At 51.3% G+C, this 13,186-nt stretch carries 11 protein-coding genes; 1 reads left to right on the top strand and 10 read right to left on the bottom strand.

Features of this window, described 5'->3' with window-relative positions:
- Nucleotides 1-110 precede the first annotated feature (110 nt).
- Complete coding sequence (locus TERTU_RS04640; protein WP_015816919.1) at nt 111-689, top strand: GspH/FimT family pseudopilin; 579 nt, start codon at nt 111-113, stop codon at nt 687-689.
- A 137-nt stretch (nt 690-826) separates the two neighbouring features.
- Here TERTU_RS04640 and TERTU_RS04635 read toward each other — a convergent pair whose 3' ends face one another.
- The 10 genes from TERTU_RS04635 to ribF form a co-directional block, all read right to left on the bottom strand.
- Nucleotides 827-1,270 carry a type IV pilin protein gene (locus TERTU_RS04635; protein ID WP_015817513.1) on the bottom strand — a complete coding sequence of 148 codons (444 nt, stop codon included), beginning with the start codon at nt 1,268-1,270 and terminating at the stop codon, nt 827-829.
- Between the two features lie 180 nt (nt 1,271-1,450).
- Nucleotides 1,451-5,098, bottom strand: coding sequence for a pilus assembly protein (locus TERTU_RS04630; RefSeq protein WP_015819011.1), 3,648 nt, complete (start codon nt 5,096-5,098; stop codon nt 1,451-1,453).
- A gap of 150 nt (nt 5,099-5,248) precedes the next feature.
- Nucleotides 5,249-5,890 carry a pilus assembly PilX family protein gene (locus TERTU_RS04625; protein WP_015819593.1) on the bottom strand — a complete coding sequence of 214 codons (642 nt, stop codon included), beginning with the start codon at nt 5,888-5,890 and terminating at the stop codon, nt 5,249-5,251.
- A gap of 19 nt (nt 5,891-5,909) precedes the next feature.
- A complete protein-coding gene (locus TERTU_RS04620) occupies nt 5,910-6,974 on the bottom strand; it encodes a PilW family protein (protein ID WP_015819906.1) in 1,065 nt (354 codons plus the stop codon).
- 3 nt (nt 6,975-6,977) lie between these two features.
- Nucleotides 6,978-7,514 carry a type IV pilus modification protein PilV gene (gene pilV, locus TERTU_RS04615; protein WP_015820361.1) on the bottom strand — a complete coding sequence of 179 codons (537 nt, stop codon included), beginning with the start codon at nt 7,512-7,514 and terminating at the stop codon, nt 6,978-6,980.
- 29 nt (nt 7,515-7,543) lie between these two features.
- Nucleotides 7,544-8,113 (bottom strand): GspH/FimT family pseudopilin, encoded by a 570-nt coding sequence (locus TERTU_RS04610; RefSeq protein WP_015820812.1) that lies wholly within the window; start codon nt 8,111-8,113, stop codon nt 7,544-7,546.
- 290 nt (nt 8,114-8,403) lie between these two features.
- Complete coding sequence (locus tag TERTU_RS04605; protein WP_015818970.1) at nt 8,404-8,853, bottom strand: FKBP-type peptidyl-prolyl cis-trans isomerase; 450 nt, start codon at nt 8,851-8,853, stop codon at nt 8,404-8,406.
- Nucleotides 8,850-9,356 carry a signal peptidase II gene (lspA, locus tag TERTU_RS04600; RefSeq protein WP_015818767.1) on the bottom strand — a complete coding sequence of 169 codons (507 nt, stop codon included), beginning with the start codon at nt 9,354-9,356 and terminating at the stop codon, nt 8,850-8,852. The genes TERTU_RS04605 and lspA overlap by 4 nt, the downstream gene beginning before the upstream one ends.
- The gene (ileS, locus tag TERTU_RS04595; RefSeq protein WP_015817815.1) at nt 9,349-12,153 is read right to left on the bottom strand and encodes an isoleucine--tRNA ligase; all 2,805 of its coding nucleotides are present in this window, start codon (nt 12,151-12,153) and stop codon (nt 9,349-9,351) included. Before ileS ends, lspA begins: the two co-directional genes overlap by 8 nt.
- A 30-nt stretch (nt 12,154-12,183) precedes the next feature.
- Entirely contained in the window at nt 12,184-13,131 is a 948-nt protein-coding gene (gene ribF, locus TERTU_RS04590; RefSeq protein WP_015817496.1) for a bifunctional riboflavin kinase/FAD synthetase, read from the bottom strand.
- Nucleotides 13,132-13,186: the final 55 nt, after the last annotated feature.

Raw genomic sequence — 13,186 nt, 5'->3', positions numbered from 1 at the left:
TAATTTTATTATCCTCTTGAGTTAAGGCGAAGGAAACGCCCCATCCCCCGTTCTCTTTTTTCATATTTAGCGAGCCTTCAAATGAGATAAATGCTGAGAGGGATGCTCGCATGTGCTCAATTCACACCAGTCAAAGACACTTTCATCATACCGAGCTGCGGCTTGCTCAAAGCGGTTTTACCCTCGCCAACCTGCTAACTTCGCTCGCTATTATCGCCATAGTGTGTAGTTTTGCGATACCAGGATTCGACGGCTTATGGAAGAAAAACCGGTTGCGCATACAGCAGAGCGAGCTGCAACGGGTGCTAAACTACACCCGCTCGCAAGCAATCAATACGGGTTCAACCGCGATTATTTGTCCGAGTAACGACGATATCAACTGTTCGGGAAATTGGCAGCAACCGCTGATTATTTTCAGCGATATAAACAACAATCGAAGCCGGGATGCCAACGAACCCCTGTTGCGAAAAGCGATACTAATACAGCCCGGCAGAGAAACACTCGCCATACGCACGTCTGGCAGCAGCAACCTGTTGCGCTACAAAGCTACAGGTGAGACAAGTGGTCAGAATGGAAGGTTCTTCTATTGCCTGGGTGACACGGAAGAATATCGGGGCCAGATAATTTTCATACGCACTGGGCGCTCACGATTTGCGCACGAGTCGGAATTACAAAGCGGTTGCGGATAAGGATAAAACAAAACCGGCACAGGTTTGCGTTGAATCTCCACTAGTGCAACGGACAGGGAGAAAACATCGTTTTTTTACTTTTGTTTAAGCATCTAACGATGAGAGTTATTCAACAGTACTATCTGTATACGACGCCACTAGCGCCAACATTCTTCCACACTACCGGTTCCCGAATAACCCTTAACACCATTACTGGTATAAGTTAGCGTTAAACATTTATCATCCGTAAACCCTGATGGCGTAACTGTCAAAGTATATGTTGTGCATGCGCCAGCGGGCAAACAAGCAACACTGGAGGTGTAGTGATTCTCGCTGCTGTAGGTATCCGCCATTCCCAAACCGCAAGCCTCTGCGCTACATCCAGAGGGCGCTTCGATGACACCGGTATAAGTAGCGTATTGGGTGTAAAAGCGCTCTTCACGTGAGGCTAAGTCTAATATATAGGCTTTACCATCCGCCCGCTTTGCGCGCAGCACCTGCTTCTGGTAGCCAGGAATAGCGATAGCGGCCAAAATGGACGCAATTGCCAGCACAATCATCAACTCTATTAACGAAAAACCACGCCACCCGATTCTAGCCATTATCCCCCCACCTAACCCTTTTAGTTAAATCCTATAAACCCGGCAATTAAATAGGTGACCCTACCTCTTTAATTGCGCGCCCCCGGAAGAATACCGAAAATGTGTGCGTCTTCTGATGTTCTACCTACTAAGCTCGCAATTTTCACTGTCAAGTTAATAGGCGGCGCAGGGTTCCAGTTATTATTTTAAAATACTCCAAGAAGACCGACGAGATGGCCGGATTGTGTCACCGCTCAGTCGCTCAACTTCCAGATCACCACCGTAGCCAGGCACCACTAACCGATCATCAACTATGGATGAACCACCAGGAGCTGTCGGTAATTCGGCACTCGCTGAGTCTTCCCGGTCAGGAAACACATCAAACCGTGGATGTCCACCATCGACAAAGTTGACAGCCATAATAAATCCACTGCCGCCGCCAGCACACATTGCGTTACTCGGGATGGTCGACGTGAAAATCACAGAATTACCGTACTTGATTGGATTAATTACCAAACGCTCTTTTAGTTCAGGCATATCAATTTTCCAGCCAAAAACCTCTTCACCCGAGGACACAGAGTAGTCCACTGGGTTGCGCGTAATGGAGCGGTTGCGTGTGCCCGGCAGATAAACCATCTCTTGGGTAATTAAATCGGAAGATTGCAAACCGCCAGCGCTTTCACCAGCATCCCAGACACCATAAAGTGACTGCAGGTCTTCCGTATAAGTATCTCCATCAGCCAGGTATTGGCCTGTGCCGAAGGCAATTAACAAGTTAGGATCAGTGGTTAGGGAATATTGCGACGGGTGCGCGACAACCAGAGGCTTGGTTGTTATCGGCTGACGATCAGCAGCTGCACAACGACCACTGCTGTCCAAAGCCGCGCGACACGCGGTAAACAACGGTTCTTTAGTCGCGCCGTCCTCATGCGCTATTTCCCATTCCGAGGCTACTGTGCTGCTTATATCGAACGCCCAGAGGTTACCCTGAACATCTCCGGCGTAAACCCGGTCCACTATTGCGTCGCCATTGAGATCAACGATAGAAGGCGTCGAGAGACCGTTGCATTCGCTGTCGACCAAGTTACAGTCAGAAACGGAACCTATAGTCGTAGTGATTTCCCGATAAGGCACCCCTGCCGAGCCTTCATGCCCGTCCAAATAAAGAATAAATAAAGACGCTTTATAGCTGCCGTCATTGTTGTAACCGTTGCCAAAAATCGCAGCCCACTCGCCGTTATTCAGCTTTGCAATTTGCGGCCGGCCGACGGTATATCCCATGTTTGCATGGGTAAATTCCATTTTTACAATACTATCTGCGGAACTCTCAGAAAACCCAGCAGGGTTCGTAATGTCCAGCACATAAACACCTTTACCTCCGGCCCCTAGCCCACCTACCAGGTAAGTTCGCCAGGCACCGTTCACAAAAACATCTGCAGTGGTGGGGGTTGCATCGACATAAGATACGTGTGAGTTGTAAAAGCTCTCATCCGTCAGGTGATGCAGCCCTTGGCCCGCTTGCTCCGAGAATAATAGCCCCGGAATGTAGGCAAATAGCTCCCGCCCTCCTTGTCCGTTCGCTCTGGCGTCGAACGCGTGCAACATTCCATCGTTAGCGCCAACATAAATTACGGGATTTCGGTTTCGCTGCGCATCAACAAATGTAGAGCGGTAACCGTCACTTTGTCCCTCCATAAACTCAGGGTAGGGTGCATTCGGTACACTCACGAATACCGGACTGGAGTGCACTATATCGCCCAATACGCGCCCGTTTTCCCGGTTGCGAAAGAATTTCCCTTGTATTTGGGCACCATCGACAGTGACGTCACCTCTGATAAATGCCACCACCGCATCCAAGAGCTCTTTGTTCGCCGCAAGCTGAGTGGAATTACCGGTGGTGAAAGAATATGGGCTGTCAAAAAGCAGATCTCTGAGCTGAGTCTCATTAAGAGAGTTGCTCGCCGGCAGCCGATAATCAGTACCTGCTGGAGCGCGAAAGGGAATGCCCCGGCTGCCATTAAACGTAATGATATCCCGCTCTGGCTGCGCCGAATTTGGCGCGACACGACTTTCGAGCAGATCCCCAGCACTCCAGACTAAACGACCTTCATCAACAGAAATGCCGTTGTCGATTTGGAAAGCTTCGATATTGCCCTGCCAGTTGGCCGTATTGAACCACCCCTTGAAAAGCAGGGTTCCATTACCCGTACTTGTCGAATTAAAACCTACAGAAGCAGCCGTTCCTCTGGCATCGCTGGCAATAGAATCCTCAACCTCTTCCAGGTCTCGCACCAACTGTTCAGGATTGGACGAACTAAAAAAATTACCTCGACCATTGACCGTTGCATGAAACAGATCGTCAATTGTTTCGGGCGAAGAGTAAGTGACATCGTCAGGCCAATGTGCAGCACTTCCGTCGAAACCGGTAATCGTCCAATTGCTGTCATTCTGCAAATAATCCAGCGTGTCGACACTGGAATTGTTCGCACTGCGCAGCAACGCTTTAGGGTCAAAATTCCCTTCAACACCGAAAGCAACTGCGTAGGTGGTCATGTGTTGATGAGTGGCAGTATCGAGCGGATTTCCCGAGTTAACGTCGTTTTGCAAATCGCCCCGCAAATCCGTGTTGTAGTAGTAATCGGCGATATCCCCCAGGTGCCCTGAAACACCGTCACCGTCCTGATCGCCGATCGCATCAATAGCATTGGCGTTCGAGTACCCATCCGTCATAAGCACCGTAAAATTTTGCTGACAGGAACCACCTTCGCCAGCCGTCAGTATTGGGCTCGGGGTATTCTCCGCGAAAATTGGCCGGACGTCGTCGGCGTCGGAAGCTGAGCGTGGTGCTAGCCCAGCGAAATAACGACCAGCATGATCCAGCGCTCGCTCAAGTGGGGTACCGCCACTCGCACCAATATCTTCGGCCTTCGAGAGCAATTCATCACGCTGAGTATCCGTCATGGCGTCAACCGGAACACTATGCCGGATCGCGCCGTTGATCGTGGCAAGACCTACGCGCTGGTTTGACGTCGCCAACACCCGAGTGAGCGCGCTTTTCATTGCGTAGGCACGCGTGCGGTAATAGGTGAACCAATTCGCATAGTTGGTTTTTTGATAGTCTTTAAGTTCAATCCCTGTCGCAGCCGTATTCTCGAGCGCACCACTAAAACCCACCAGCGCATTTAAGGTTGAGCCCGGCTGTATCGCCGTACCGTCAATTGAGGCCGGATCTTCGCTACATTCGCCCGCATCAAATTGGCCCTGGGTTCCGTTCGCAGCATCGTCAACCCAGGGCATATATTTATGGTCGGTTAAATCGACGCTGTTAATAAAAGTCTGCTCTATCCGACTGACGCGATTACCTTCTTCGTATATGTAATCTACAGTGATATCTATATCCGCTGTCAAAGCCTTGGTGGGATCCAATTTCGCTGCGGAAAAATCTGCATTGGGATACCCCGCCCAGGGTTCATATGCGACGTCGGGGTTATAGGCGAGAACGTTGTAACCGGAACACACCCGCAGCACATCTTCATGTGTCTGGATGTCCACCATATCGTAGTAGCTTATCCACTCATTGCGATAAGACGCAGAAATTCTTGAGTCTAAAATTTCAGGCTCAGGGTAAGCCAACTGAGCGCCCCGTGATTTTAAAATCCAGAAAGACATACTCATCGAGTCGTCTACCAGATATAAAATGTTAGGGGTAACACCAGTACCCACATAAAGAGGGACATCGCTAAGGCGGCCTGGCGCCGCACATACCGCGACAGTCAAAACGGAGCTTGCCAGAGCTACCAGTATTTTATATTTGCGGGATTGACAATTTTTCCGTGGCAAATATTTCATGAGGGTTCGCCTTTTATTAGTCTGTTTCCGTTAACACACGACGCCTGTTCACTAGTGCCTCTCACATCCAGGCGCTTATTGGCGGTATGTGTGCTGCTGCTTTAGCAACTTAAACCACGCGTTTAAATAAATAATCTGGGTATTTCGGGATTAAAAATAACTGAAATTCCCGGGCCCATAACCGGTGCGATAGGTACTTTCCAAGACTGTATAGATGTTCGAATCTTTCGCCCAACCGATCGCGATAATGCGAAAAATATACGGGCTGAAATCTCCGGCGCCGCGCCGAGCCGAGCCGTCTGCATCATAATCGTTGACATTTCGCGCGGCGGTGCCGGTATCTCTACCTAGAAATTCGATGACGTATTTAGGTTGATTCGCGACTAGCCCGGTACTCACAATATCTACAGCCGGGTTGTGCCCTCTGCTGGCCCAGTTTTCCGCAAGCGTCACATCCGCAATGGCTTCGCCGCCTGTCCATATTGGCGCTGCGTTGTTGTATCGGGTCGCAACTGCCGAATACAAACCCAGAGTACCGTTGAACTGCGCAAGATCCGCAGAGCTATTAAGATTACTATCCAACCATTTTTCGGCAGTATTAAGTGCGGACTCTGCCGCTATTCGCGCAGTCGTTTTCTGTTTGGTATTAGCCGCCATGCGTTCCTGCAGAGTAGACGACTGCATGTTGGAAACGCCAATCATCGACATCACCAGCAGAATAATCAGGGCAATTACCAGAGTTGCACCGGACTGACCATGTAAATGTGAAGGGAGTTTTCGCAAACGATCCATGTTCATTCCTCTATCGCTGTTATAGCCCTGCGGCCAAACGTGAATAATCGACCGGCAATTGGTTCTGCATAAGAAATGTGCGTGCGTAAGTTTTGGTTAACAATGGACTGCCATCGTTTGTTGGCGCCGATTCGATAGAATTAAACGTTGCGCTAACTCGCACACGATCTACAAAAAACCAGCGTGCTGCGTTCATCGCGTCGGCAGTGTGAAAATACAATTTGCCGTCGACGTCCTGCCAGCCGTACTCCACATCAAATGCGCTGATACCTTCAACCAATTCGTCGTTATTCCTGCGCAGCGCACAATATTGCGGAGACGAAGACGAGCAGGATTCACCGAGGGCGTTGCCAGCGGCACTCGTACCAATGGAATAAGTGATTGCCCCTGTATCTCCGCCATAAACATATGCGACGGCACTCTCGAGTGCTGTGCCGGTACCACTGCTGTCACTGGCCATGGTGTACTGCCGACCGAGAGAACCCGACGCTATTTCCACGTAACCATCAACTTCGGGACTGTTTGTATTGCCAATTTCAAAAAACGAGACCCGTGAGCAATCTCCGATGGCAGCTACTTCCCCAGATTTAAAATCTGTAAGGCCTGAGGCGTAGATCTGATTACCGCCGGTTATCGCCGTAACTGCACGACGGGATTTTGCGGAGAGATAACGCACAGTTAAACTGTCAAAAGCAAGCGAGCCTACATCCACGTCGTTTTCGCCACTGACAAACATACTAAAATCGTTCTCTTCACCTGCAGCAGCGTTAGTTGTTACCAACTGATCGTAACGCGGCACAACATCCATATAGTCGTCAGCTGCTTCAGAAAAGTATTGCCGGGGGTAGGCTGATTTAAGTGAAAAACACCCGGCGTAGCCGGCTTGTTTTATGTCCTGCTCTAACCGGCTAAATGCGAAACGCGCGTTTTCCTGAATTGCTGCTGCGCCCGAAACCGTTTTTGCATTAACGGTTGAGGTTGCATACAGCTGAACCACCCCGGCCAAAATGAATAGCCCTATTGCCATCGAAACCAGAATTTCGACCAAACCAATACCGCGTTGCTTAAAAATAGTGGTGTTCATGGGTTACAACCTCAGCTCATAGGTGTAACACGTTAATTCCGTCGCTGACTCACCCCAATCATTCCCAGTGCATCCGGTACCAGTCGCACCGTTGCGATTGTGATCCCACATCACTTGAATGGTGTAGGCGTTAGTTGTTGAGTCAAAGGTGATTTTGCCAACGCCGCCTGGCAGCGTTGTTGCTAACTGCTCCGCCCACTGGGCTTCGTCGTACGCGATCTGCTGAGTTGCCGTGCATCCGCTGGAACAGTCGGGCAGACTGGCCGTTCCACTTGACGTATCGATGCCGTCATAAGCATCGTCGTCTGCACTTGAGTCAATATCGTTGAACGCCAGAATCCGGTCGACCATATCTGCGGCGAGCAGGTTCGCTTCAGTCACCAGATTCGCACGCTGGTTGCTGTTGACACCATTAGCCTGCATTGCGAGGGTGCCCAACAAGCCAATCGCCAATACAAATAGAGCAACGACAGTTTCCATCATGGTGGAACCCGCTTGCTGGCGCGGCAGTGAGGCGTGTTTAAATTGGGTAGCTTCCATACCAAAATATCCTGAAGTGAGCCTGTAAATTAAGGGCAGGTAGCCCCTGTCGATACCCGATTGCTGCCTACATTGGTGAGCGTAATCGTTCGTGAATGTAAGGTGTCTGCTCCGCTCGTTGCATCGCCCTGGCACACAGAAAGTGCGTTCACGCCAGCTACGCGCTCACCATCAATATTGAAGCGAGCCGCATAAGGCGCGCCGGCGTCAGCCACAACTGTCAGAGAGGAATCCCCTCCTGACTCACCTCCGGCACGCAAGATTTCCTCGCCCGCATCGAGTGTGCCGTCGGCATCTTCGTCGACAAACACCAGCCAACCAGAGCTCCAGTCGGCCTGACTGAGACAGCTCGTTTGATCAGCCGTTGCACAAATGACAGTAGCTTTGCGGCGAGAAATAGCCTCGCTACGCGCATACGCGAGTGTCGACGTAATCAGACCGAGCTGCGAGTTGAGTTCCTGTTTACGTAGCGTGCCCTGAAAGCTCGGCACCGCAAAACCCACAACAATGGCGAATATGACCATTGCGACCAAGAGCTCCGGGAGGGTAAGGCCTCGCTGCAAGCGATTCCTTTGGCTTACATGTATTAGCGATTTCATAGCTGAGATTTATAACAGAGACGGAATTTTGACGCGATAAGAGGGGATGAACGGTAAATAATGTCGACGAAACGCTATTGCAGTGCTATTAAATTCTAAAAAGCGCAGTTTCTTATTATTTTTATAACAAATATGACGCAGCAAACAACATTTTTTTGACTTTCAAGCGGTGAAATCACATAACCAACGTGAGTTATGGCACACATTTCAACATTAGACCGAATTGGCGAATTGTTGATTTGTGAACCATTTCTCAAATTCGCCAGTGGAGAGCTAGGGGCGTCAGTTAATCAGTGGGTAACCACGGGCGCGACATCGATAATTCGTACATCGAACGTGATCGTTTCACCCGCCAAAGGGTGATTAAAATCGACAACGACCGTTTGGTCGTCAAAAGAACGGATGACCGCGGGGTTTTCGGCTCCAGCGGCGTCACTAAAACCAATCACCAGGCCGACCTCCAGAGGAAAATCCGCAGCGAATTCATCTCGCTTCACATCCTGGACGTTGTTGGGATTAGGTTGGCCAAAGGCTTTCTCAGGGGGGATCGCGAAGCTTTTTTCGTCGCCTGCAATCAACCCGAACAGCGCCTCTTCAAAGCCGGGCAACAGGTTGCCGTCCCCAACCGTGAACTGCGCTGCATCGGCTTCGAAGTTGGAGTCAACCACGTCCCCGGAGCCGAGCTTAAGCGCAAAGTGAAGCGTCACCTTTGTATTCGGGCCGATCGGCAATGCGTTCATTTCGCGTCTCCATATTTGGCGACCTTGGTGCCGAACAGCGAATCCCACACTAACAGTGCTGCGCCTATACATATCGCGGAATCAGCGATATTAAACGCCGGCCATTCGTGTTCTTTATAGTGAACCACAATGAAGTCCACCACATAACCCAACAGCATGCGATCATACAAATTGCCCAATGCCCCACCAAGCACAAGGGCCAGCGCCAAAGCTTCCATCCATTTCTGTTTCGGCAGTTTGGCAATCCAAAAAATTAACAACACGCTTACGCCAGCGGCCAGCAGTGCAAGAAACCAGCGCTGCCAGCCGCCAGCATCGTGAAACATGCTGAAGGCAGCACCAAAGTTGTGTCGCAAAGTAAAGTTAAAAAAGCTCGTAATGGGTTCTGGCTGATGTAACACCAACATATGACTCGCCACATTTTTGGTGATCTGATCCAGCAGGATCACCAGCAGCGCTACCCCATACCACTTCAGCGCGGCGAGAACATTCAGTTTATGCATAGTGACGAACTTCCCCATTACCTTCAACATTCGACACACAGCGGCCACATAGCTCCGGATGCTCGCTATGGCTTCCCACATCATCGCGCTGGTGCCAGCAACGGGCACACTTAGCCGCTTCCGACTTGGTTACCGCAACCTTCAGCCCAACAACGTCCACCTGATCTGCGTCTTCAGGTGCCTCATCCAGTTTTTTCAGATTGACCGCGGACACCAGCAACACAAAGCGCAACTCCTCACCTAGCGAATTCAATTTTGCGTGGAGTTCATCACTCGCATATAGGGTGACTTCCGCCCCGAGTGAGCCACCGATAACCCCGGAACTGCGCTTGCTCTCGAGCACTTTGTTTACGGCAGTTTTTACTTTCGCCGCGGTCTGCCAGTAGCTGTTATTAAGCGCGTCGTCTTCGCTCAACTCCGGTAACTCAAGCCACTCAGCCACGAATACCGGCCCCGTTTTTTCACCGGGCAGCGCCTGCCAGATTTCATCAGCGGTAAACGACAGGATCGGCGCGATCCAGCGTACCAGCGCTTGTACAATCAGGTACTGCGCCGTCTGCGCTGAGCGGCGGGCGCGGCTGTCCTCCTGCATCGTGTACACACGGTCTTTAATGATATCGAGATAAAAGCCGCCCATATCGACAATGCAGAAGTTATGAATTTTCTGATAAATAGTGTGGAACTGGTAGCTGTCGTAGCAGGCGACTATGTCCCGCTGCAGCTTGGCCGCACGATCAACTGCCCAGCGATCCAACGCGACCATATCGTCAAAGGCGACACTGTTGATCGCCGGATCGAAGCCGTTAAGATTCGACATAAAATAGCGCATCGTATTGCGAATACGACGGTAGCTGTCGGCGGTGCGCATGAGAATTTCATCGGATACGCTCATATCGCCGCTGAAGTCTGTGGCCGCAACCCAGAGACGCAAAACATCGGCCCCGAGTTCGTTCATCACCTTTTGCGGAGACACGGTATTGCCGATCGATTTCGACATTTTCTTACCGTTGGCATCCACGGTAAAACCGTGAGTGAGCACTTGCTTGTATGGCGCAGTACCGTTAATGGCGATCGCAGTTTTGAGCGACGACTGGAACCAGCCGCGGTGCTGATCGGAGCCTTCCAGATAAAGGTCTGCCGGATACTGAAGTTCTTCGCGCTGCTGGATCACAGAATAATGGGTTACACCCGAGTCAAACCATACATCGAGGGTGTCTGTGACTTTGCTGTAATTGGCGGCGTCCTCACCGAGAATCTCCTCGGGGTTGAGGTTAAACCAAGCGTCCATACCGTCCGTTTCAATCAACGCAGCCACTTTTTCCACCAGCGCCGGCGTATCCGGGTGCAGGTCTTGGGTTTCTTTGTGAACGAACAGCGCGATCGGCACACCCCAGGTGCGTTGACGCGAGATGCACCAGTCCGGGCTCGCTTCCAACATAGAACGCATTCGCGCCTCACCCCAGTCTGGAATCCACTCAACACCATCCACCGCGGTTTTCACTGTGTCCAGCAGCCCATTTTTTGTCATGCTGATAAACCACTGCGGGGTCGCGCGGAAGATCAGAGGCGTTTTAGTTCGCCAGCAGTGAGGATAACTATGGGTAAATTTTTCCTGATGCAGAAGCGCATCGCGAGATTCGAGTAACTCAATAATTTTTTCGTCGACTTTATAAACGTGGTCGCCGGCGAATATTTCGACACTTTCCCGGTAAAGGCCGTTTTCATCCACATAATTAAGTGTACCAATGCCGTAGCGCGAACCGACCTCGAAATCTTCCATACCGTGGTCTGGCGCCGTGTGCACACAACCGGTACCCGCGTCAGTCGTGACGTGATCACCGAGAATCACAGGCACTTCACGGGTGTAGAAGGGGTGCTGCAACACCAGGTTTTCCAGGTCTCTACCATGGCAGCGGCCGACAATCGTTGCGGTATCGATACCGGCGCGCTTGCCGACGGACTCCAGCAAGGCTTCCGCAACCAGCAGGCGCGCGCCCGGCTGCTGCACAACCACATACTCGAGATCCGCATTCAGGCTTACCGCCTGACTGGAAGGCAAGGTCCAGGGTGTAGTGGTCCAGATCACAACTGATACAGGCCCCTCTCCACCAAGCTCCGCTACCCGCTGGGTAAAATCTGCTTCATCCTTTACCGCGTACTTAACATCAATGGAGAAAGATGTTTTTTCCTGGTATTCCACTTCGGCTTCAGCGAGTGCAGACCCACCCACCACGCTCCAATACACCGGTTTAAACCCCCGCACCAAATGGCCATTGGCGACGATTTTTCCAAGCGCCCGCACAATATCCGCCTCAGTTTTATAGTCCATTGTGAGGTAGGGTTTGTCCCAGTCGGCGAGCACACCCAAGCGCACAAAGCCTTCTTTTTGGCCTGCGACCTGCTTCGCGGCATACTCGCGACACTTTTTGCGAAATGTGGCAAAGTCCACCTTCACCCCAGCTTTGCCTACTTTCTTCTCCACGTTGTGCTCAATGGGCAAGCCGTGGCAATCCCAGCCAGGAATATAAGGCGCATCGAACCCGCTCAGGGTTTTCGCTTTGACGATAATGTCCTTCAGAATTTTGTTAACCGCGTGACCGATATGAATCTCACCATTCGCGTAAGGAGGCCCATCGTGCAGAATAAATTTTTCACGACCAGCTCGGGCCTGGCGAATCTGCTGGTACAAATTCTCCTTCTGCCAGCGTTTCAAAGTTTGCGGTTCCCGCTGTGCCAGGTTGGCCTTCATGGCAAAACTGGTCTGCGGTAAATTCAGCGTCGATTTGTAATCGGTCATATCGGATATCGTTATCGTCGTGTTTTAAATTCAGTGGGTTTCGTTAAACCAACGTTTGGCGATCTCAACGTCGAGGGTGATCTGCGCCTGTAATGCAGCAAGCGACTCAAAGCGCATTTCGCTGCGTAATTTGTGTTTGATGCGGACGTTAATCCAGTGGCCGTATAAGTTTCCCCCATGCTCGAGTAAATGCACTTCAAGCAAGGGCTCGCGCCCTCCAGATACCGTTGGGCGAACACCAATATTAGCCACCGCAGGAACGTTTTGCGCACCGCCATCAATATCGACAGCGACCGCGTAAACGCCCTGTACCGCAGTGCGGTAACGACCAAGATGCACATTTGCGGTAGGAAAACCCAGTGTTCGGCCCAACTGCTTACCGTAGATTACCCGCCCGCGAATTCGGTACTCGTAGCCCAGCAAACGCGCCGCTTCGGCAAACGCGTCTTGCTCTAATAATGCACGAATACGTGTGCTGCTGATACGTTGGCCACCATCCAATTCAGTGCGGGTATCGCATACGCTAAAACCAAACCGTTCGCCGGCGGCCGCCAGCATGCTGTAGTCACCTTGCCTGTCGCAGCCAAAGCGAAAGTCGTCACCAATCACCAAGTGCCTGATACCCAGTCGCGCAACCAGAACTTGCTCAATAAACGCCTGCGCTGATAAACCGCGCAGTTCACGGTTAAAACGCAAACACAACACCCTGTCGACACCGGCAGCAAACAGTGCCTCAGTTTTGTCCCGCAATCGCATAAGTCGCGGTGGCGCCTTCTCCTGCGAGAAAAACTCCGAGGGCTGAGGCTCAAACACCATCACGAGTGCGGGAACTTGGTGGGCGCTGGCGTGCTCACGCAACTGGCGGATAACTTCCTGATGGCCACGGTGCACACCATCGAAAGAGCCGATGGTAGCAACGCACCCGTGATGATTGGGAAGCAGGCTATGCAGGCCATGGATAAATTCGGGACGCGTCATTCAGAACCGCTGGGGATTGGCAAAGCGGCGATTATAACGCAGCTTTGCCAATCTC

The organism is Teredinibacter turnerae T7901, assembly GCF_000023025.1.
In the GTDB taxonomy this organism is placed as follows: Bacteria; Pseudomonadota; Gammaproteobacteria; order Pseudomonadales; family Cellvibrionaceae; genus Teredinibacter; species Teredinibacter turnerae_B.
Note: the sequence above shows the minus strand (reverse complement) of the source record. Positions and strands in the feature narration are given on the sequence as shown.

Excerpts from the sequence above, each read along its gene's own strand:
- TERTU_RS04640 (WP_015816919.1), top strand. The coding sequence starts at position 111 with ATGTGCTCAATTCACACCAGTCAAAGACACTTTCATCATACCGAGCTG.
- TERTU_RS04635 (WP_015817513.1), bottom strand. The coding sequence starts at position 1,270 with ATGGCTAGAATCGGGTGGCGTGGTTTTTCGTTAATAGAGTTGATGATT.
- TERTU_RS04630 (WP_015819011.1), bottom strand. The coding sequence starts at position 5,098 with ATGAAATATTTGCCACGGAAAAATTGTCAATCCCGCAAATATAAAATA.
- TERTU_RS04625 (WP_015819593.1), bottom strand. The coding sequence starts at position 5,890 with ATGGATCGTTTGCGAAAACTCCCTTCACATTTACATGGTCAGTCCGGT.
- TERTU_RS04620 (WP_015819906.1), bottom strand. The coding sequence starts at position 6,974 with ATGAACACCACTATTTTTAAGCAACGCGGTATTGGTTTGGTCGAAATT.
- pilV (WP_015820361.1), bottom strand. The coding sequence starts at position 7,514 with ATGGAAGCTACCCAATTTAAACACGCCTCACTGCCGCGCCAGCAAGCG.
- TERTU_RS04610 (WP_015820812.1), bottom strand. The coding sequence starts at position 8,113 with ATGAAATCGCTAATACATGTAAGCCAAAGGAATCGCTTGCAGCGAGGC.
- TERTU_RS04605 (WP_015818970.1), bottom strand. The coding sequence starts at position 8,853 with ATGAACGCATTGCCGATCGGCCCGAATACAAAGGTGACGCTTCACTTT.
- lspA (WP_015818767.1), bottom strand. The coding sequence starts at position 9,356 with ATGCATAAACTGAATGTTCTCGCCGCGCTGAAGTGGTATGGGGTAGCG.
- ileS (WP_015817815.1), bottom strand. The coding sequence starts at position 12,153 with ATGACCGATTACAAATCGACGCTGAATTTACCGCAGACCAGTTTTGCC.
- ribF (WP_015817496.1), bottom strand. The coding sequence starts at position 13,131 with ATGACGCGTCCCGAATTTATCCATGGCCTGCATAGCCTGCTTCCCAAT.